Annotated in this window: 15 protein-coding genes; 5 read left to right on the top strand and 10 right to left on the bottom strand. The window is 34.9% G+C overall.

Going from position 1 to position 23,062, the window contains the following annotated elements:
- Nucleotides 1-82 precede the first annotated feature (82 nt).
- Together ABN080_RS10755 and ABN080_RS10750 are read right to left on the bottom strand one after the other, a co-directional pair.
- Entirely contained in the window at nt 83-688 is a 606-nt protein-coding gene (locus ABN080_RS10755; protein ID WP_349441010.1) for a histidine phosphatase family protein, read from the bottom strand.
- Nucleotides 689-710: 22 nt separating this feature from the next.
- Nucleotides 711-2,204 (bottom strand): SLC13 family permease, encoded by a 1,494-nt coding sequence (locus ABN080_RS10750; protein WP_072070163.1) that lies wholly within the window; start codon nt 2,202-2,204, stop codon nt 711-713.
- A gap of 109 nt (nt 2,205-2,313) precedes the next feature.
- Between ABN080_RS10750 and ABN080_RS10745 the strand changes: the two genes are divergently transcribed.
- From ABN080_RS10745 to ABN080_RS10730, 4 genes are all read left to right on the top strand, one after another.
- The gene (locus tag ABN080_RS10745; RefSeq protein WP_349441009.1) at nt 2,314-3,228 is read left to right on the top strand and encodes a LysR family transcriptional regulator; all 915 of its coding nucleotides are present in this window, start codon (nt 2,314-2,316) and stop codon (nt 3,226-3,228) included.
- Between the two features lie 122 nt (nt 3,229-3,350).
- Nucleotides 3,351-4,175 (top strand): VanW family protein, encoded by an 825-nt coding sequence (locus ABN080_RS10740; protein WP_349441008.1) that lies wholly within the window; start codon nt 3,351-3,353, stop codon nt 4,173-4,175.
- Nucleotides 4,176-4,371: 196 nt separating this feature from the next.
- On the top strand, nt 4,372-4,953 hold the full coding sequence (locus ABN080_RS10735; protein ID WP_349441151.1) for a YebB family permuted papain-like enzyme: 582 nt from the start codon (nt 4,372-4,374) through the stop codon (nt 4,951-4,953).
- A 177-nt stretch (nt 4,954-5,130) separates the two neighbouring features.
- Nucleotides 5,131-6,060 (top strand): Dyp-type peroxidase, encoded by a 930-nt coding sequence (locus ABN080_RS10730; protein WP_349441007.1) that lies wholly within the window; start codon nt 5,131-5,133, stop codon nt 6,058-6,060.
- A gap of 39 nt (nt 6,061-6,099) precedes the next feature.
- On the opposite strand, the gene ABN080_RS10725 is transcribed toward ABN080_RS10730, so the two are convergent.
- From ABN080_RS10725 to ABN080_RS10700, 6 genes are all read right to left on the bottom strand, one after another.
- Nucleotides 6,100-7,317 carry a PDDEXK-like family protein gene (locus ABN080_RS10725; RefSeq protein WP_349441006.1) on the bottom strand — a complete coding sequence of 406 codons (1,218 nt, stop codon included), beginning with the start codon at nt 7,315-7,317 and terminating at the stop codon, nt 6,100-6,102.
- Between the two features lie 53 nt (nt 7,318-7,370).
- Nucleotides 7,371-7,718, bottom strand: a complete 348-nt coding sequence (locus tag ABN080_RS10720) for a hypothetical protein (protein ID WP_072070169.1) — start codon at nt 7,716-7,718, stop codon at nt 7,371-7,373.
- A gap of 169 nt (nt 7,719-7,887) precedes the next feature.
- Nucleotides 7,888-10,266 (bottom strand): penicillin-binding protein 1C, encoded by a 2,379-nt coding sequence (gene pbpC / locus ABN080_RS10715; RefSeq protein WP_349441005.1) that lies wholly within the window; start codon nt 10,264-10,266, stop codon nt 7,888-7,890.
- Between the two features lie 42 nt (nt 10,267-10,308).
- Nucleotides 10,309-16,254, bottom strand: a complete 5,946-nt coding sequence (locus ABN080_RS10710; protein WP_349441004.1) for an alpha-2-macroglobulin family protein — start codon at nt 16,252-16,254, stop codon at nt 10,309-10,311.
- A gap of 313 nt (nt 16,255-16,567) precedes the next feature.
- Nucleotides 16,568-17,698: a YiiG family protein gene (locus tag ABN080_RS10705; protein WP_349441003.1), complete on the bottom strand. Its 1,131-nt coding sequence runs from the start codon at nt 17,696-17,698 to the stop codon at nt 16,568-16,570.
- 205 nt (nt 17,699-17,903) lie between these two features.
- On the bottom strand, nt 17,904-18,053 hold the full coding sequence (locus ABN080_RS10700) for a hypothetical protein (RefSeq protein ID WP_349441002.1): 150 nt from the start codon (nt 18,051-18,053) through the stop codon (nt 17,904-17,906).
- A gap of 798 nt (nt 18,054-18,851) precedes the next feature.
- Between ABN080_RS10700 and ABN080_RS10695 the strand changes: the two genes are divergently transcribed.
- Nucleotides 18,852-19,469, top strand: coding sequence for a Fic/DOC family protein (locus ABN080_RS10695; RefSeq protein ID WP_349441001.1), 618 nt, complete (start codon nt 18,852-18,854; stop codon nt 19,467-19,469).
- On the opposite strand, the gene ABN080_RS10690 is transcribed toward ABN080_RS10695, so the two are convergent.
- Together ABN080_RS10690 and ABN080_RS10685 are read right to left on the bottom strand one after the other, a co-directional pair.
- Nucleotides 19,466-19,630 carry a hypothetical protein gene (locus tag ABN080_RS10690; protein ID WP_349441000.1) on the bottom strand — a complete coding sequence of 55 codons (165 nt, stop codon included), beginning with the start codon at nt 19,628-19,630 and terminating at the stop codon, nt 19,466-19,468. The genes ABN080_RS10695 and ABN080_RS10690 overlap by 4 nt on opposite strands.
- A gap of 216 nt (nt 19,631-19,846) precedes the next feature.
- A complete protein-coding gene (locus tag ABN080_RS10685) occupies nt 19,847-22,930 on the bottom strand; it encodes a TrlF family AAA-like ATPase (RefSeq protein WP_349440999.1) in 3,084 nt (1,027 codons plus the stop codon).
- Between the last annotated feature and the right edge of the window lie 132 nt (nt 22,931-23,062).

The raw sequence follows: 23,062 nt of genomic DNA, 5'->3' as shown, positions 1-23,062 counted from the left end.
CTGATTTAATATCGGAGTGTTTTTTAGATAGCTATATAAATTAAATTACAACGATTAATTTTAAAACCACTTCTTATTAATCTTAATCAGCGACATTCTTATCTGGCATATAGGAACCAATATTATAAGCTTCTAATTTTGGTGCTTTATCAGAATTCAAGTCAAAATTTAATATTGTTATTGTTCCTGGTGTTGCAGGTAATAAAAACTCTGGAGATAGATTTAAAAAAACTTTGCAAGCCGCTCGAATAACCCCACTATGTACAACAGCTAATAAATCACTATCTTCTTTACGTACCCATCCTTGTAATGCAGCCCCTATGCGATCACAAAAATCAAACCAATTTTCGCCTTTAGGTGGTGTATAAGTTCCAGCTCGCCAATTTTTATATTTATCTGCATGGTGCCTTATCAGTTCTGGTTTTCTTTGTCCTGTCCATTCACCCATATTTAGTTCTCGCAATAATGGCTCTTTTATTGCTTCTGGATGACCAACAATTTCTGCTGTTTGTACTGTTCTACCTAAATCTGACGTGATAATCCGAGCTGGCGATAATAATTTAATACTCTCTTTTATCGCCATTGCTTGATTAATTCCTTTTGGTGATAAACATGAATTAGCATGTCCTTGTAAGCGCGATTCCATATTCCATAAGGTTTCACCGTGTCTTAATAAAATTAGTCTCATTATTATTCCTTAATTTAATGGTTTATAGGCCATATCCAAGAATTTGGAACCAAGTAAATATCGCGATAGAAATTACCGACGCCCCAACAAAACAAGTAATTAATCCATATTTCATTTGCTCTAATACACTAAAGTAGCCACTTGAGAAATAGATAGTATTTACTTTTGAATGTGGTGGTAGGGTAATGGTATAAGTCAGTGTAAATGACGCAGCTAATGCCAATGTAACTGGATCCATGCCCAATGTTTTGGCAAGTGCAATAATGGCTGGAATTAATATGGTTGTTTTTACTGTTTTACTCGTAAAAATTAAATGGCTATACATGCAGATAAAAACAACCACAATATAGACCATTGTAGTGCTCATATTTTCTAGCCCAAGCCCATAAACCATTTTACCAATTAACCATTGCGCACCTTCTGTAGATTCTAAGGTGTTACCAGCCGCATAAGCACCTGCTGCAAATATCATTAGATCCCATTTGATATTGGCTTCATTCCACGTTAATAAACCAATACGTGGCATCAAACAGAGAATGGCAGCAATGACAGCTGTCATATAGACGCTAATTTTAAAACCAAACATATCTTGGTGATAACTTTCTGTTGCCCATAAAAAGACCGCCATTAAAAAGATATACATGGCTTTTTTCTCATTCTTGGTTAATAAACCAAGTTGTGAGCGTTCTTTTTTTAATTTCTCTAAAGAACCTTCGAAATCGACCTCTCCTTTAAAAGAGAAAAGTTTTAATCCAATAAAAAAGGAGATAGTCATTCCCACAATTGCCAATGGGAAAGAAGCAATTAGCCAATCCATATAACCAATAGAGCCACCGGCTTGTGAGTTGATAAACCCAACCGCAATAATATTAGCCGCCGTTCCTGTCATCACTCCTGATGTTGCTAATGCATCGGCTTGCACACCTTGCAACATCATTAATTTTCCGTAATTACTTTTTCCAGGAATAGCCTTATGTATTTCTAATAAGATCATACATATCGGCACCATTAATGTTGCACGAGCAGTTGTTGATGGAACAAAGAAAACTAAACAGAAGTTAATAAGAATAAGAACAAAGAGTGCTTTTTTGGGAGTCTGACCAAAATTTGTGATCATCCACAAGGCAAAACGTCTGGCAATATTTGATTTGATCATTGCCGAGGTTAAAACAAATGCTGACACCATCAACCAAATAACGTCATAGCCTAATGTACCAAAAACAACTTTTTCTTTTGCTACAGTGCCTGTTAATGGGAGTAATACAATCACTAACATTGACGTTAAATAAATGGGCAACGATCCACACACCCATAAAATTAATGCCGCACAAAAAATAGCAATTGCTTTTTGTCCTTCAATGCTTAATCCATCTGGTGTTGGCATAAAGAACAGAGTGAGTAATACCAATAAAGCTAAAGGTATTCCTATTGTTTTTAATGTTATTTTTTTGCCGTTTTGTTCTGGTGATGATGGCGCTGGTTTAGCGATATCATCTCGCTTCGCAGTCTTTTCCATAACCGGTTCCTCTTAATATGTAGGGTAGGAAGTCCAGTATAGAAATATTGAGGTATAAAGATAATTGTATTAATATATTATCACTATAAAAATAATTTATGGTATTGATATGAACTTAAGCCAATTAGATGCCTTTCTATTACTTGCTAACGGTTTTAATGTGACTGAAACTGCGGAGCGCCTATTTTGCACTCAGCCTAGTGTCAGTATAAAAATTCGAAAATTGGAAGAAGAATTACAAACAACATTGTTTGAAAGGATCAATAATCGACTTTATTTAACGCCTCAAGGTAAGGTATATCAACAATATGCAACTCAAATTATTAATTTAGTAAAATCCTCTTCCGAGCATATGCGACAATTTGATGATCCCTCTAAAGGCGAAATTAAGTTTGGCGCTAGCCATTTTGTTGGTGTTTACCTGTTGCCACAAATTATGGCTCAATTTAGAGAACAGTATCCTGACGTAAAACTCAGCATGGATATTTCAAGTTCAACACAACTTATCCATAAACTTGATACCCAAGAATTAGAGTTTTTAATCATGTCAGATCATATCTATTTAGATCCGACTGAATATCACCTTGATACGTTTCTTATCGATCCTCTCGTGCTGATTTGTTCTCCAAAACATTGGTTAGCCAAAAAGAAACATTGCAGATTTTCTGATATTGCATCTGAAGTTTTTCTGATCAAGCCAGAGCACTCTGCCACACGTGATTTTTTATTAGACAGAATCAAAGAAAATAATAAAGAGATCAAAAATGTAATGGAAATAAATAGTTTAGAGGGGATCAAGCAAGGTGTTATTCATGGATTAGGAGTTTCCGTTTTATCTCGCTTATCTATTTTACAAGAATTAAAATCAGGCCTTTTATGTGAGATTTCTTTTGATGATATTCAATTTAGTCGGGGCATTCGTTATTTTCATCATAAAGAAAAGTATATCTCTCCTGCTACTAAGAACTTCTTATCAGTCTTACAATCTCAAGCTCAGATTTTAACTAAAGATATCAATCAGTAAATTGATTATCTAATCTCTTAGTTACCTTATTTTAGGGATATTCGCGTATCAATATCTCGGCTAAATCGTTATGATACATTCCCTATTCTCTACCTTTCTCTAATATCGTTTAAAAGGATTTTATGCGTAAAACACTCTCATCCTATCACCCTATTCTTTATACTTTGAGAGTGGCGCAACGTCGTTTGTTTCGTTCGCTAAGCTGGCGATTTTCAGGCCGAAAATATAGTAGAGATATTCAACCAGAACAACGACTTTTATACCGTTATCTAAAACACACATCTAAATTAATTAGTCGCCGTGGCGAAAGTGATATTCAATTACAATACAATAAAATTACAAATCTTAAATTAGTTGAAAAAGCACTTGATGGCATCATTATCCATCCTGGTGAGTATTTCTCTTTTTGCTATCTAGTTGGAAAACCTAGTTATAAACGAGGCTTTATTGATGGCATGCAACTTTCTTACGGTAAGGCTAGAAAAGGTGTCGGCGGCGGAATTTGTCAGGCAAGTAATTTAATTCATTGGCTAGCACTACATTCTGAGTTAAAAGTGATTGAAAAAGCTAATCATAGTTTTGATCCTTTTCCTGATGAGGGAAGAGTCCTTCCTTTTGGATCTGGCGCTGCTATTTTCTATAATTATGTGGATTTAGTTTTATATAATCCAACACCTTATGATTATCAAATTAAATTACATGTAGCAGAGCATCAACTAGAAGGAGAATTGCTCTGTAACAAAGCGAGGGAGTATCGCTATCATATCTACGAAAAATCCTCTGCTTTTATTAAAAAAGGAGAGCATGTGTATCGTTGCAATGAAATTTGGCGAGATATTTATACTAAGAATAATGTAGGCGCTTTCCCTAAGTTACTGAAATCTGAATTACTTTATAAAAATAGTGTTGTCGTAAAATATGATATTCCAGATGAACAATTGGATTAATCACAATGTTTTTTAAAATATTCTAAATTAAGCATCTTATTATCAATAAAAAATTATATTGTTCTTAAAATTAAGGTTTTATTAAGTTGCAGTCTACTTTTTATTTTAAAGTCATTGAGTTATAAAATAGAAACCATATCTATTTATTAGAGTCAAAGAATGATAATTATGCTTCTATTTAATAGGTAATATAATGATGATAAAACTTGATTATCCGCAAGAATTAGAAGTTGGTGATATCGTATTTACATGTATTGGTACCTCTTTATTTCGTCAAATTTCCTCCGCTTCTTTATGCTGGAGCAATCATGTTGGCATTATTATTGGCCATAATGGTAAAGATTATTTAGTAGCAGAAAGTCGTGTTCCACTCTCAACAACAACGACATTAACTCGCTTTATTAATCGTTCATCTGGTAAACGCTATGCAATACGCCGTTTATCAACACAATTATCCGATGAACAAAAAAATGCACTTATCGCACAAGTCCCAGAAAGATTAAATAAGCTTTACCATACAGGATTCAAATACGATTCTTCCCGTCAATTTTGCTCTAAATTTGTTTTCGATATTTATAAATCAGCGCTTTCTATTCGTGTAGGTGAAATCGAAACCTTCCAAGAATTATTAAGTAAAAATCCTAATGCTAAATTACAATTTTGGAAATTATGGTTTATTGGGCAAATTCCTTGGGAAAGAACAACCGTCACTCCAGCAAGTTTATGGCAACATCCTCATTTATCTTTAATTTATCGTAGTCATGAAAGTATTAATTAACACATCACATTAATATGCTACAAAATAAAAAGAATAACATAGCCTTCCATTCTTTTTTTATAAAAATCAGGACAAAAACCTCTCTCTTTCTTTGTAATAGGGAGAGTTTTGGTGTAAAACTAAAAAACAATATTTTGTAAATATGACTTAATTATTATTCGTCATTTAGGGATCACCATGAAATACCAAGATGTTACGAAATCACCCTGTGAGAATGCCTATTTTTTAGTTTTTAACCTCATCCACTCACCTGAAAACCGCGAAATTCTGATCGATCTTTGTAATAATTTTTCTGGTCTAATACGTAGTATGAGAACTCGTTTTCCTGAATTGGAAACAAGCTGTGTAATGGGCTTTGGTGCAAATGCATGGGCTACATTATTCCCCAATCAAGCAAAACCCAAAGAGCTAAATACCTTTAAAGAAATTAAAGGTGATACTTATACTGCGGTTTCTACTTCGGGCGATCTTTTTTTCCATATTCGAGCGCTCAAAGTTTCTGCCTGTTACGAATTAGCTTCTATCATCAGCCAAAAGCTAAAGAATATTGTTACACCTGTCGATGAAGTGCATGGATTTAGATATTTTGATGGGCGTTCTATTATTGGTTTTGTCGATGGAACTGAAAACCCTGAATATGAAGATGAACGTGCTTCTTATGCTGTTGTTGGTGATGAAGATCCTGAGTTTACAGGAGGTAGCTACGCCTTTGTACAAAAGTATATTCACGATATGGAAGCATGGGAAAAGCAGTCTCTTATCGAACAAGAAAAAGTCATTGGTAGACATAAATTCAATGATGTTGAATTAACCGATGAAGAAAAAGAGCCCGGTTCTCATAATGTTGTCACCAATATTCAAGATGAAAATGGTGATGATTTAAAAATTGTCAGAGCCAATATGCCTTTTTCCAATCCATCAAAAAATGAATATGGTACTTATTTTATTGGTTATGCACGTTATTTTTCAACAACCCGTCGCATGTTAGAAAATATGTTTGCAGGCACACCTGAAGGTCATACTGATAAATTACTTAAATTCAGCACTCCTATAACAGGTACATTATTCTTTGTTCCATCACCCGAGTTTCTGGATGATCTAGCGTAATTTATTACAGGTAGATATATAGGGTTAGTATTTATATATCTACTTTTTATTCTCAGATAGCAGTTCTATCTCTTGATTTATCTTGTCCAATAATAATTCAAAATTAGAGTAAACCTGACCATAATTATTGATATATTTCCATCCATACCAATAATTTACTCCTATTTTATAAGAGGTATCAAATACGTTATTTAATAATTCAGCTATTTCTTCATTAAGCCCTGGTTCTTTATAAGAATGAACTTTTACACCAATATAAATATTCGAGCTATCTTTTTCGATAGCAACAGAAAATTTATTTTTGTTATAATTGATTAAAACACCTACATACTTTTCATTTATTTCGCAGTTATCATCTGAAAACTCTAACTGAGGATAATCCTTTTTTATTTTATTACCCCATAAAGTAAAAGCTCTCTCTACTTCTCTTATTAAGAGAGCATTTAAATTTTTTCTTAATAATTCTGTATCATTAATGATTTTTTTTATCTCATCAATGCCGTCATCAATGTAATTTTTAGACACATTTATTTCATTAAGAATATAGTCATTTATTTTATCATTCATTTTATTTTTTTCTTCTTCATGCTTATTTAGAAAATTAATTTTCAAACTATCTTTATATTGATAAACAAAAGAATCAAAAGCTTTATTATTTTTATTTATATGAGGATAAACATCCTTTTCTAACCACGTTAATATTTCACTTTCGAATGAAGAAAGTTTAAAATAAACCTTATTACTTTCTTTATACTTACCAAGACTCTCAGGTCGATAACTTTCTTTTTTATTCCCCGTTAAATATAAAATAAAAATCTTCTCTTCTTGATACCCATTAGAGATAAACTTCTCAATATATCTTTCTAATTGTCGTTCTTGATCTGGTGCATTACAAACTTTACTTTCTATTATAATTGCATTAAATCCATCTTCAATACTAATATCAACTCTATTAATTTCTGTTTTAATTTTTAATTCTTTATAATTAAAGATAATTTCTTTCTTTAAAACCCGTTTTAAAAAAGAAGGAATAAATTTATATTCGTTATCTTTTTTATTATTTAATATTTTCTTTAAAATAATACTATGTTTATTTTCATTAATATTAAGCACATCAACTAAGTTAGTAGAGCATAAAAGATTATCTTCTAATTCATCATGTTTTAGAGCTGTATTTCTTGCTAAATTTATAATGGCTGAGTATTTCTTTTTTACCGATTCATCACAAAAATCTTCCTGTTTATTAAAATCAGTCATATGCCCTCTTAAGATAAAAAACCATCATAACGATGGTTTTTTATCTGAATCAATTATAAACCAAATACATTGACGTAAAATTCTTTGCCATCATCCGTACTTTCGATGGTATAAGTAATTGGAATCGAGTTCTTACCGCCTTTACCTTCAAAAGAAAGTTCAGCTGCACACGAATAAGTATCTCTTTTTTCGTCATGTTCACGAGTACGTACGCTTTCCACTTTTATCTTAATTTGATCTATCACTGCGGCCATTTTTTGATCACGTAATTCATCTTTCGTAATATCGACCACTAAGTTCTTTGCTTCAGTGCTATCACAATTAGGTGTTCCATCACCACACCCAACTAAAGGTAACGTTAATGCGCCTAATAATGCTAATTTTAGAATTCGAGTTTTCATGCTGATTATTTCTTCCTTGCTGACAAGATTAAATATTTTTCAATATTTTACCTAATAATTATCTTGCAACAATATCGAGTTATAATAGTTAGAATAAGATCACGATAGAAATTAATATTAAAATTTCAAGACAATCATTAAGTAAAATCAGTGGTTTTTAACACTAATATTAATCTACCTCTGCCACTTGTGTTCTCATCACACCAATAATATCAACTCGAATATTACGAGTGTCTGCTCGTCCTTTATCATCAACGGCACGTATGCGGTAACGGCCACTTTCTTTTGGCTGCCACTCTATTGAACGTTGATTGGTACTGTTTCCCAAATAAGCATCATCAACAAACCAGTAAATAATATTACTGTCATTATCTGCTGTTGCATTAAATACAATGGACGTATTTGGTACTGATGCTCGTCTTAAGGTATAGGTTGTATTTCGTAATGGCGATAATATGCGAGGAGGTGTCCCTGCCACGGCCATATCTCCATTTTTACAATGAGCGGTAGAAGGAGGTGTTCGCTTTGGTAGCCCTGCTTGAGCAAATACTTTGGCTAAATCAGAAGGCCAATATTCAAAAATTTCGATATTTACCTGATCTTCATTATACGGTGGACAGACAACCTCTCCCGTTATTTTATCAATTGCTAGAGGCCGATAAATAGTATCCACTTTAATCGGTGATTTTCCTGGAATAAACCATGTTTTACCCTTACGTTGACACCATGGTGTAGGTAAATTACCACTCGCCAAACAAATATCGACTTGTTTAATATTTTCAGGCAGTTTAAATCGAGGCTCTTTTAGTTTCGGATAGTCTGCAACTATATTATCTATAATATTAAAAAATAGAGGTGCAGCAGCTTCGGCGCCAATTAATGCGCTATTTCCTTTACCATCAAAGTTACCGATCCAAACCACTAAAACATAGGGGCCAAAGATCCCACTACTCCATGCATCACGAAATCCCCAAGAGGTGCCTGTTTTCCAATAAATGGGTAAAGTCATAGATTTTTGAGCAAGAGTATCATCGGGTCTTCGATGTTGCCCTAGCATATCTAGCGTGATAAAGCTTGCCTCTTCACTTAGCAATCGGATAGGTTTAGCAATAGTATCCGTACTTTGCATTCTTAATGGTTTAAGCTCTCCCCGATTAGCTAATATTCCATAAAGCTTTGCTAACTCTTGTACCGTAATTTCGCCACCTCCAAGCACCAGCGATAAACCATAATGTTTTTCACTGGCCATATTACTGATACCCGACATTTGTAAAAACTGATAAAGCGTAGGCTGTTTCAATTGTGAAGCAATAGCTACCGCGGGAATATTTCGACTATAATTGAGAGCTTGAGTGGCAGAAATAGGCCCTAAAAAGCGTAAGTCAAAGTTCTCTGGCGCATAACTGCCAAAGGTAGAGGGTACATCTTTTAAAATTGTTCGGGGATGTAAAATGCCTTGCTCTAATCCTAATGCATAGATAAAAGGCTTTAATGTTGAACCCGGTGAACGCTTGGCATTAGTTCCATTAACTTGCCCATGAATATCCACATTATAATAATCTGCCGAACCGACTAACGCTTTAACCCCCATATCTCGCGTATCAACGAGGATCACCGAAGCATTTTTAACACCAAGATGTTTATTTCGCTCAATAAAGGCATCAACCTGCTTTTCAACTAATCTCTGTAATGAAAGATCAAGCGTTGTCACTATAGTTGTGGGTTTTCTTGGATTAAATTTTTCTTGTTTTTCTATTTGTTCCACTAAATGAGGGGCAATATAAGGCATTTTTTCTGGTTGACGTAACTGAAGAGGCAATTGGAAGAGTGCAGATAAATTGGCATCTTTAGGGTGATCTTTTAACCAATAATCATAAAGCTGGTTACGTGTTTTCATTAAAGAGAGACTAATACCATCGGTATTTGGTTCTATCCGGTAACTGGGTGATTGAGGTAATACGGCAAGTGTTAACGCTTCGGGTAATGTTAATTCTTTAGGATTTTTATTAAAGTAAATCAGGCTTGCTGCCCCAACACTCTCTATATTTCGCCCATAAGGTGCATAGTTAAAATACGCTTCCAAAATATCATGTTTTGAATAACTGAGTTCTAATTGGATAGCGCGTAATACTTGAACCAGTTTTCCCCCTACATTTCGCGTATTTAATTGCCAATGCATACGCGCTAATTGCATTGTAATAGTAGAGCCACCTTGTAATCGTTCACCATAAATATAACTGACAAAAAAACCACGAATTAAACTGTAAGGGTTAAAACCTGTATGATAATAAAACCAGCGATCTTCATATCGCATGGCACTCTCAACCATTAAAGGCGAAATGTCGTCTAAATCTGTCCATAATCGATAGCGTTCATCATTAGCAAGTGTTAAGCGAAGTAGGTTTCCATTGCTATCATAATAAGCCGTTGAAGATAAAAAACCCTCTGAAAGTGCGGGATGAGGAAATAATCGGAACACTACACAAAAGAGGGCGACTAAGAAGCCACCCATCAAAATATTTTGTAAAACACGCCGACTCCTGATCATTTTAAAATAACCAAAAACCGGCGTTTGAAACCCAATTTAATTTCATTTTACATTGCCATTATTTTGCGTCGGTTTATTAACAGTCATAACGCCTTTACCAACAGCTAATGCTTGTATTTCTCTATCATACATCGCTTCTGCAAATGCTGGCGGTATTGTAAACACCCCAGAATTAGTCGCTTTAATTTGATAAACGAATTCTTGTACCTGTTGGCTAGCTGTACCATAAATAATGACTCTATCTTCTCGAATATCACTGTATTCTGGTGACCAGCGTGTTCCTTTTGATCCGGTTGGTGACAACCATTCCACTTCAGGGTTATCAACATCATCCATTGATTGTTGTACAACCTCAAATCCTCCCGGAAGTAAGTCCACCAGCACAACATTATCAACGCCCTGCTTTGCATTGGCTCTGACTTTTATATGTACATAAAGCTTTTCGCCTAATATTGCACTATTTACAGACTCACCATTTTCATTCACGTAATCACGAGAAATTTCTAATCCTTGTGAAAACGCTTCTTTAGGCTGCTCGCTATCAAAACCAGACTGTGTGACAACATACCAAGCAGGATTATTTGTTTGGTTATTAAACAAAACTTCGTTAATACCTGCACCAAACTGGCCAATCGCAGTTGCATTTGTCATCGATGAGATCACTATTGGCGGATTTTCACCTTTTTTAGCACTCACAGTTAATGGTTGTGCTGATGCTGTGGTGTTTTGGATCTGTTTAGTGTAATGCTCTAACGCCAAAATACTCATCGCTGATGATTGTGTGGTATAGCGCTCTTCTTTAAAACTCAATACCATATTCTCTAAGAGCTGCGGTGGAATATCAGCGACTTTTTCAGGGAAATGTTTCACAATCAAATACAATCTTGTACTGTCTAAAACCAGTGGATCTAAATAGTTTTTCGACCACCACGCCTTACTATAAGCCTTGCTTAGCTCTTGCCATGTGGGTTTTAACAACTCGTCAGCTTGTTTATCCATTTTCAACATTTTATAAGAAGCTGCTAAATATAAAGCACCTAAATCACTCTGCCATGTTTTTGGATAATTCTTTTGCATACGCGTTTGAATAGCAGCTATTTCACTGGTAGTGACTTTACCTTGACGCGTTAACAAATAGACTGCAAAAGCACGCATTCTAAGTTCGTCTTGATTATTTAACCCTACATTGACGGCAAGCTTAGTTAAATATTCATTGGATGATCGCAATAGCGTATCAGATACAGGGTAATTTGCTTCTTGTGCCTCTAGTAAAAATTGAACCACATATAAGGTGACAAAGGGATCTGTCGATGGTGTAGAGCGCCATGTTCCTATTGCTCCTTGCCCATTTTGACGAGTGAGTAATGTCGCCATTGTTTGTTCAAGTTGAGAACGAATTTTACCTTGTGAATAGATAGCCTTCATTTCAGGATTACGTTGATGGAATAATAACGGTATTGCCTGACTGGTTATTTGCTCTGAACAATTATAAGGATAATTAGCTAGGTATTGTGCTAATGCACTACTGAGCACCAAAGGAGAGTAAGAAACACGCGCATCTCTATTGGCATATTCATCATACATTTGGCGAATATACGTGACACTCTGCTCTTTTCCATCCATGCGTCCTAAGCTTGATTGAGTCCGATAAGCTGAAGCTGGGCGAATAGAGAGAGCCACCGTCCGTTGAGTTACTTTACCTTCTGTATTCACTGAGAAAGTGATAGCACCATTACCCAATTGCGATTTCGCTTTTAGTCTAAAGGAAACCACCGTTTCTTTTTTCTCGCCTAATTCCAATTGATAACTCTTTTGTCCTATCACCTCTAATTGAGGCTCTGGTGTTATCATGACATCTAGTTTTGTTTCAACGCCATTAAGATCAGTGAGATTATTTGCAATACCCAAAGTCACATCAAATTCATCATTTGGTGCGACAGTCGTCGGTATATGTGGGCTTAATACAAAATCATCACGCACTGTAGTATAACGTTGTGCATTCCCTATACGACTTTGGGTAACAGATACTGCCATTATGCGGATCTTGCCATTAAAATATTCAGGCACTTTATAATTAAAGACTGCTTCACCCTCTACTTCCGTAATACCAGACCAATAGGCCACAGGTTCTTCTTTTTTACGTTTGAATGGATTTAAATAGAGATCAACACCTTCTCCTGCATCTCCACCCGGTGCCGAAGTCAGTGACATCATTTTACTAAACTCAGGCAAGATAAGATCGAGTATTTGTGTGCTTTCAACTTCTAATGATCGTTTACGGAAGAAGTAATCCAATGGATCTTTTAATTTATATCGTGCAACTTGTAAAATGCCTTCGTCAACAGCAAATACAGCAACTTGTTGCGGAATCTCTGTTTTTACGGTGATCGGCAAAGTCTCACCTGGCTTGATAATCTCTGGTGATTGCAATTCAATATTAGCTTGAAAATTTTCACGACTCACTTTAAACGGTATAACACCATAGCTAAGTGGACTCATAAATATTTCGTCAGAGTTAATATCTCGAACAAATTGGACATTGATATAACCATTACCTTGTAAATCATCTGGAACACGGATCTTTTGTACTGAACTTGTTGTTGATGATGTAAACCACTGCCAATGATAAACCTTATCTTTTTCTATAGTGATAATGCCACTACCGATATAAGGCGCATTAATGGCAATTTCTATTTCTTCACCAGCTTTGTATGTGTCTTTGTTTAAAGTAAGTTGTAGCTCAGCTTCGCGATCAAGGGATCGCGTAACATTCGCGTTTCCTGCAACCGTATAATTGATACGGTTGAGTACATTACCTGCTTTATTTTTGACTAATAATACAAAATTACCTGGTGTTTGCGTCTCTAATAAAAAGTGGCTACCTTTTTCATCAATAGAAAATGAGACTTCATTAATAAAAACTTCTTTTAATTTAGACTGATATTTATAAACACCCGAATTTTGACGAGTTAAAACAGAAAGGTATTTTTGCTCATAACGTTCTAGTGTGAGTGCCTCTTGAGTAACTTGTTTTAATGTTGGATCAATGGCGATAAAATTGAGATTACGTTGTGCATTTTGATTGATATAGTCAAGTGTTCCATCTGCTTTTACCCCAACGAGATAATCATGAGGAGATACCATTACACGGGCCGCCGCAGTGACTGAGCGACCACTTCCTGCATCAAAAGCTTCAGAGATAAGTTGTAATTGATAAGTTGCATCATCATAGGACTCTAGCCCTAAATCAATATCAGCTATCCCTTCATCATTTGTTGTCGTCTCTTCTAACTCTGTTTCAAAACTATCGTGATTACGGCGGTTTTCATAAAAACGATAATCAGAATAGCGTGAGAAATTAGGATAAATTGGTCGTAACGTTAATTTGGACACAACACGTCTATTTTGTGCAGGCGTACCAAATAAATTTTGTACGTCAATTGATGCTTTTAATTCAGAAGGTTTAACCCACCCTTGTTGCCTATTAGGTTTCAGATTAAGTGCAACTTTAAGTAAGTCAGGTTCAAATTCTTTAACGACAATACTCGTACTGCCTAATAAACTGGCATCTTCGTTATTCTTACCCACCAAGTAAAGATAAATATTCCAATCTCCAGTCGGCGAGTTTTCTGAAGTGGTATAACTCAATTCATTAAAACCAAATTCGTTTAATGTCATGGACTTATTTAACATTAATGTATTACGAGGATCACGAATTTCAACACGTAGAGGTACTCCATCAATAGCCGTTTTCCAGTCAAATGTCCGTGTAATTAGCCCTATATTGAAAGTTTCACCAGGCCTATAAACACCTCTATCAGAAAAAAGAAAACTATCAAGAGTGCGGGGATCTTTGGGCGTATCATCGCCATAAACATCAAAGCGAGAAAGGTTTAATTGTCTATCGTAATAAGCATTTGTCGGTAAAAATGAAATATCCCCTTCTTTTTCAACTAAAAAGAGAACCGCAGTTTGTTCATTTCTAAAGTCTTTAAGCGTTGGAAAAGCAACATGTCCATCAGCATTAGTTATTTTGCTAAGTAACGTTGTTCCATTTTTAGCAATGACAGAGACTTTCGCATTACTAACAGGTTCACCACTATAAATAGATTGTACAAAAACATCTCTTGAACCGTTAATCGAGGATTTCGCGATAATGCCTAAATCAGTGACAACAACAAAGCGAGCATCAGAAACCACTTCATCATCGCCCTCTTCATAATACTCTTCGTTTTCATCATCTGTTCTTGATGCTTTATTCGGATCCCAAGAAGTCAGTTTTAATAAAAATATGCCACGCTTAGCATTAGGATCAGCAGATAAATAGCGACTTAAATCAATTCCCTTATATTGAGTTTCACCTTTATTTTCGTTGTTCAGTGCTGTTTGATAAGTAAAATGCTCTGTAAAATATTCATCATTCAGACGGTTAAAATTCGTTGAAGTAAAATATTTATCTTTAAAAGAAACAATATGCTGTAACTGATTTGGAATAACTCGCTTAATATCTAATTGTAACCCCGGAAGATTACGAGCAGAAACAGTGATCCGTTTATCTCCTGTCATAGAAAGTAAAGCACCTTCAGATACAAAACTCAGCATTTGTGGGTAATCAGGGACACTGACGATTTGATAACGATCTTCTTTTAATTGGTATCCTCCAACAGAAGTTATTCCACTTGAGATTTTAACCAATAGATAGCGATAAGCAGGTGCATTATATTTAAAAGCAAAGGTAGCCTGATTTTCTTGCTCATTATCACTTATCTCAAGTGTTAATTTTTCTGACTGAGCAAGAATAGTTTTACTAACATCATTCAAATTCCAATCGTAATAATCATCTTCACCTTGGTTAAGGTCAGCATTTTGTATTTCTAAATTGTGTTGAGGTAATAACCATGCACTAACTTCATTTTTTATCTCTTTCTCATTCAACGCATCATTTAAAGAAACAATAAGCACACGCGCATCTTTACCATTTTCAGACTCAACAAGCTCACTTTCTATATTGGAAACACTAAGGCTATATAAACTTGGAACGTCCACACCATAGGTTTTTTCTTTTGATGTTGAGTTTGCTGTCACTGTACTCGCAACACCTGGTGCAATCTTAAGGAACACTTTGCTACTAATATCTTTTAGCGCTAACTGTTCAGAATGAACCCATGCCGTTAATTTTTTATTATCATAATTAATAACGTATTTTAGCTTCTCATTATCGCCATATTTCATTGAAAGCCGTTTTTCAAAGCTCTGAATATCAACAGGGGCATTAAATGAAATTTTAATAATGGCATGCTTTTGAGCAGGATTTTGAGGATCTTGATAAAACTCACTATTTTCTAAACGATAATCAAAAATAGGCGTTTTAAATTCATATTTTTTTAATTTAAGTGAAAACTGGGGCGCTAATAACTTAGCTTCATCAAGTTCTATTTGATATTTGCTTCCCATTGCAAATGGTTTTTTCGCTGTAAAAACAAGAGTCGAACCATTTTGCCAATGCCAATTCCCTTCAATAGCTGGCGTTAATGTCACGCCTTCAGTGACTTCTTTATCAATAAGTGTAATAGGTGCAGCAGAACGTGAAAAAGATAACGTTATTCTCTGTGATTGAGGATTGTCGCTGACATAATTAATTGGCGCAGGGGCAGTCAGTTTTATATCAACTTTTTGTACAACAATGGGAGCAACATCAATAGGAACAGGGCGATTAAGATAACTGTGGTAACCGTAGTAACTACCAAATGACATGACTAGAAGAAAAATAATAGAACCTAATACCGTTTTCGGGTGGTTCACCATACCCTTTTCAATATTTCTCAAATGCCGAGCAACAAAACTAACCCATATAGGTGTACTCCATTGTATTTGTCCTATAAACGGGCTAAGTATTTTCTCAAGAAGACGAATACAAAAAACAATAACCCAGCCAAATAAACGGATCAGTTTAAACGGAAGACTAAGTAAAAAGCGCAATACATCCATATAGGTAGTCCTAGATTGCCCTGATAAAAATATGTTATTTTTATCAATAAAATTAAGTCAAAATCGAAATAAATAGGGTTGCTGTAAGTGAATAAGCATTAATACTTATTAATAAATAAGTCTATAAAGACAGATTACATTTTTAATATTTTTTTCCTAGCATTCAATTCTATTTCAAGACTCTTCTGAACTTTAGTTTGAGTCATCTTTTTCTAATAATCATTTTATGTTTAATAAAATACAGAATAAAAGACAAATTTTGCGAGAAGAATCGCACTATTAAAGTGCGATTTACATTTTTACAGCGTAAATATTACTTCGCTATTAAAGAATTATAATTCTCTATCAAATATTTATACTCATTTGAAATAGTATTTATGCTACTTGATATATCTTTCTTCTCATTGAGTTTTTTCTCTAATACTTTTAACTCAATGACAAGTTGTTGATATAATTCTAAATACTTTTTAACTGAATAATCAGTACCTTTCATATTTTCTTTATTCAGCAACGCTTCATTACCAAATATTTTTTCTAATTCAATTGATTGCGCTTCAATTTTGGTAATTGCCGCAGAGAGTGTAGCCACATCTATTTTATCTGGGTTCATTGAATCAAGTGTGTTGGTTACTGTATCCAGTGATTGCATAATTTGATAGCGAACAACCAAACCTTCTTTTTTCACTAATTCAAGCTCTTCAATATGCATTGCTTGATAATAGTTTTCATATGCGTCAGCAGCTTTTTCTTTCTCATCGATTAATTTGGCATAAGCATTTTTCACGTCTTCATACAAATTACTGGCTTGTGCAAAATCATCTAAACGATAAGTCTCCTTTACAACCAGATAATCCCCAAGCTTTAGCAATTTTTCATATAAATCAACATAACTTTCACCATAAGCATTACCTACAGCATCTAATTCTGGAAGTGTAGGGGAAAGCGTTTTCATAAATTCAAAAGATTCTTTAGCTCGCTCTGCTCCTGAAACACTCAAATACATAGAGAAAGCACTCCTAACAGGCATTATCGCACTACTCGCTTTCATTTTTTTTATTTGGTCTGTTTCTGTTTCAAATACTTTGAAAGGTGTTAAATCAATGCTTTCACCATTATCAGAACTTAAACTTGTTAAAACTGTTTTCGTATTATCTAAAAGATTAACGTTAATTGTACCTGAAATTCTGCCCGTTTTTTTCTGTATAATGGTGCCAAAATCTTCGTTAAACGTTGCTAGCCACAAATTACCTTTTTCAATTTTCCGACTAAACTGAACTTCATCAGATTGAGTATTTTTTGAATCAGGCTTAGATTGTGTTGTTTGCTCTGTTTTATTTTTATCTTGCGAGGATGTTCCTGTATTCGAATTTTCATTTGAATTATCACAACCTACTGCTGATATTAATAAAATACTTATTATCGATGCTAATATGCTCTTTTTCATAATCCCTCATTATATTATTAAGTAATTTACTTGCTATAAACTATAATGAGTTTAATAATTAATGACTATTATTTATTACATTTATTTCAAACATCACAGCAACACTCTTTATAAGAGTATTTTAAGACAATTAATAACGTATATATACTTAATTGCGTTGTTATATCTTTATAAATATTTTTTAAGCGTTTATATATATCCTATATTAGCCATACTCAATTCCCTCTTTTAACACTTGAGCAATAAGCTTTAATATAAAATTAATAAAACAGGTACTATCATTCTGTTTATCAGTCTCACCTAATACTCGATAATAATCATCTTGATGTTGCTGGATAAGTGTTTCAACTGGCAACTAAATTAACTCTGTACGCGATTTACTTAAAATAACAAATCACCATAATCGTCCCATTCGACCATTTTCATCAGAATTTACGACTCATAATGTGACTCTTTATATTTATTTTTTGTTTAATTATCCATAAGATACACTATTACTCTTATATACTCAGCTTTTTTACATCTATTAAAATTTAAAGAATAGTTAACAAACTCTTTTTATGCGGGTTGTACCGCAAAAGAGATGATTTTCTGATGTTTAATATTTAAATATTTGCCTTGCTTTTTAATTTGCGTATTTATTGTGTAAAGGTATCCCATTTTGTTTATTAATGTAATTAAATATCTTTCAAATCAATATGTAATAAATTAAAAATAATGAATTTTCAGAAAAGTGCAGATTACCATTAACGGTTAATCAACGATATTATAGTGAATAAAATTATTCCGCTTTTGGCCTAAAAAGATATTTGTATCATTAAAACAACAGACTGAAACCTTGTGATATGATCGAACAAAGCTTGTGAAATAAAGCAACATTCAGTGTAACAATAGATTTTCACAAATAACTCAAAATTCAATACGTTAAGACAGACAACAACATGACTGACATTCAACATTTAGACTCCCACACACCAATGATGCATGGGTGTGTTAGCGTTGAAATATAACGATATTTATTAATTTTTCAGCAAAACCTATAATTTAACCTATACTTAATTAATCCGTTGATTTATAGGTAGTTATTATTTATTTGATGTTTTTAGCATTATAACGTACAAAATTCATACCCATACCACAAGAACACGCTTATATGAATAAATACGATGTGTTTAACAGCGAAGGAAAATTTGCTGATGGTTCTGATGAAGAAGTGCTAGCTAATAAGCTAGGGCTTTCAAACGTTGATGATATCAATGATGCTGAGCTTGTTCTGTTAGAAAAGTTGTATCAGGTTATTTTTGAAGAGCAATTCCCAACTGAACAAATCACGGTATCACTTATTCAGCGCTGGCACCGCCAATGGTTAGGAAATGTTTACGAGTGGGCAGGTCAATTACGTACAGTGAATATTAGCAAAGGTGGCTTTATGTTTGCCCCTGCGGGTCGAGTTGCAAAATTACTTGCTCAATTCGAGAAAGAGTTTCTAGCGAAGTACACACCTTGCACCAATATGAGCCAAGAACAAGTCATAGAGGCTATTGCCACGGTACATGTGGAGTTGATTCTGATACATCCATTTAGAGAAGGAAATGGACGCTTATCGCGTTTACTCGCAGATGTGATGGCAGTACAAGCTGGTTTCCAGCCGTTAGACTATGAAAGTTGGACTCAACACCCCGAGCAGTATATCGCAGCAATCCACGCAGGGTTAAACCTTAACTATAAACCCATGAAATATTGGGTTAACGAAGCCTTGAAAGCGAACTAAATCGCAAGTTTCAAATGCCCAAACTTCTCACGCTTTGCTTTCATTTCTTCTTCAATACGACGAGACTCCTGCCCTGTTTCAATCGCCGTAGAGGTTGCTACCGAACGAATAAGTTGAGTACGAGTTGGTCTTGTTGCTTGAATTAATTCATTCTTTTTCATGGTAGTCTCACTTCAAACTGACGATAGTGCATTTTATCACCGTTAATTTATATGACAACATAGAACACTTTTCTAATCAAAAATCTTACAGCACAACGTTATTTCGTTTCCGTCTGCTCTGAGCGAAGAGCGGACATTAACGCCGCGCTCTCCGGGATTCAGGGAGCGAAGCGAGTTAAATTTCCGAGTGAGGTGTTTTATGTTACGTATAATTAGTTAGTGGTATTTCATTTTTCTGTTGTCGAAAGCAGGCATTGTGCCCTCAAGCACATCGACTACCTTTCTATTTATTACACTACATTCGATAGCGCCAGATGTATAAGTAATTTTTTGTGCATTTTTCCTGTCGATTTCACAGTGAACGATTTGCTCCGCATCACAGACTACAGCTAAATTTGGATTATGAGTAACCATTATAATTTGTCGTTTTTGCTTAGCTTCGTTCAGTACTGGCACCAACAAACTAACAATCGTTTCGTTATCTAGGTTTTCTTCCGGTTGATCCAAGATAATAGGATTATTACCTTTATCTACCAGAAGGTAGAAAATTAAAAGTAAAGAGCCTCTTTGTCCTGGGGAAAGTTGTTCTATATGAGCATCTTGAAACATCAGAGTGTATCTGGGTTTCAGATACTCCAAGTCGTATAAAAAGTCATAAACTTCACTTGCTGAACGTCCTTTACGTAATATCGACTCGATACCGACGGATCCACTCGAGGACTTTTCCAGCTTATCATGTAATTCGGATAGAAAATTAAGCAAAGACTTTTTATTGTTCAGGTCATACTTGTCTTTTAAATCTTTTATGACCGCTAAACTCTCAGATTCACCTCTAAATTCACCAGATGCTTGTTTGACAATCGAAAATAATTTATCAGCAATTAATTCTGTAGTAGTACTTAGTTCGGCTTTAAACTGTAACTTGTAATCATCCCTAATCAGCTTATTGTTATGAATAAGTTTCTGAACAGGGTGAAATAACGTTTCTCTATTAACTCTTTGCTCGTCTAGCAGCTCAAATATTTGAGCTGATTTAGCCAGTCTTTCATTTTGCAAGCTCTTTCTTTGCTCAGGCAACTTGTCTAACTGCTCTTTTCGGTTTTGCAGTCCATTTAGGCTATCTGGTAAGCCTCTATCCCCGAGCAAACCAATTCTCTTTTCTTCCCATTCTTTTAGTTTTTCTAGGTAATTTTGATAAGCTTGTTGAGGAGCATTTAATTTCAAGTTCAGAGGTTCACGATCCGATAAGAGTACCTGCTCACGTTCTTCAATGGCTTGATTTTCAGCTCTGATTTTGGCTTCTTGAGCGATCATAACATTATCAATATCTGCTATCCTTTGCTCATGTATTTTCAGAGTAATTATTTCCCTTATATCTAGCCCTAATAATTCAGCATCGTCATTAAATGTCGTGATGAATTGTTGTATTGATTTATTAACTACATCTATACCTTCACGAATATTTTTGCCAGCTTTTTTCTTGGCTGCTAACTTTGTTAACTCATTATGATTTTTCTCTTTTTTTGCTTTTATGTCGTTTAATTCATCCGCTATTTTAGCAAGACTATCAGAAGCAGATTTCTGCTCTTCTGACAATTCACTTCTTGGCTGGGATACCTCTTTAGGCTTTGTCTTGTTGTGTTCTTCCAGAAGCCTATTTTTCTGTAAAAGTAGCTCTTCTATTGCGCGCCTTGTTTCGGGCAGCATTTGCTTTTCAATAGAATATATTTGCTGATTAATACTATGTAATTCGCTTCTTAATGCCTCAATACGACTTCTTAGCGAGCGCTCTTGCTGCTCTATTAACTGATCAAAATCAAGCGCCCCCAAACGAACAGTATCATCAGCGTGAGAAAATATTACAGCACGAAGCTCTTTTTCAAACGCGTCCGATTTCCCAGATACATGAGCATTACAAAGCTCTTCAAAATGCCCTTGGGGGATATATTTAACTAGCTCTACACTTTCGATTGTTGGGTTATCATTTAGGTTTTTTCCCATCTTCTGACCATCAGCCCATGTAGACTCAGCCATGAAATGTTTAGCTGGCTCACCAGTTTTTCCTCTAAAACGATTCTCTTTCAAGAATGAAAAATGGTGGTTTTGCTTTGAGTTTCCTAGCAAAGCGGTGATATCCGCCAACGCGCTTTTACCACTTCCTTTATTTCCAATAATTGCTACTAAATCAGGATTTAAACTCAGCTCAGTTTTATTAAGCCACTCGTCAACAAGAACAGATCCTACAACTTTGTTTATTTCTATTTTATCAATAAACAGGCTTCTATTAGAATTGAGAAGTTTAATTTTAGGAGGTTGCTCTCCAATATACGAGCGCTTGGCAGGCTCTTTAATTGTTTGCAGTAGGCCTTCGAAAGTTGGGTTGGCTTTAATCCAAGTGACTTTTCCAGATGGGTAATCTCCATAACCTCGTTTATCATTATTACCAAGCTCACCTACAAAACAGTGGGCATCACTTCCAGATACTGCCAGTCTCGGGATGTTGTTAAGAGCAGTTTGAAATTCATTAATCCAACCAGAGTTTTTATCTGTCTTTATTCCAGAAAATGCTTCCCATAGGCTAATATTTCGCGTTTCGAAAATAGGAGATGATTTAAAGAGACCTAATACATATGCGTAGTGCTCATTTCTCTCTATTTCAGTGAGTCCATCACTGGTATCAAAAGGCATAAAACCAATTGCCCGATTATCTTTGACTTTAGAAATAGCTTGCTTATAGCTATCACAATTTAGCTCAGCCATTATTGAGCCTGCCGCCAAAGCATAAGAATCATCTTCTACGATTTTATCTTTATCCAAGGAGTGATGCTTCAGTTTATCGGCAGGAACAGAGCGAGCGTATTCTCTCAATGCGTTATTTGAAAGTTTTCTAGCAGGTTGACCGGGAAACTCTATTAGAAGGTCTGACATAAAGTCCATTAATTCTTGGTCATCAATTTTGTCAGAAAACAAAACGTGAGCATTCAGTCGCCCTTTCATTGGAGCCATTAACCGTAACTCAATGCCAGGGAAAACTGTCTTTTCTAACTTAGGTGCACCTGCTTGGGTGAGTCTACGCTTAAGAGCAAACCAACCATCAAATGTCCAATAATCCATAATCGCAAATACAGCTGGTTCCGCAGCATTTAAGGCATGAATCATTTCATCGACAAGAGCTATATTCTCAGGACAGTCGCGGTCAGCCTTAAATCGTTGTCCATTCCAATGAAACGATGCAGGGGTATGTATATGAAGATCCCACTTCCGCCACTCGGAACCACGATTATATTTTAGAACCGTCATATAAAATCCTTATCATTCAACTAATGCTAAAAATAGATGTGCACGCATTGAGTATGCGTAAATTAATGTATGAGACACTACATCGCTTTTTCTAAACTTACAATATGTTATAGGCACAATTAATATTTGCAT

This window comes from Proteus sp. fly-1089, from assembly GCF_040138965.1.
Classification (GTDB): domain Bacteria; phylum Pseudomonadota; class Gammaproteobacteria; order Enterobacterales; family Enterobacteriaceae; genus Proteus; species Proteus vulgaris_B.
This window is presented reverse-complemented; position numbering and strand designations above follow the sequence as displayed.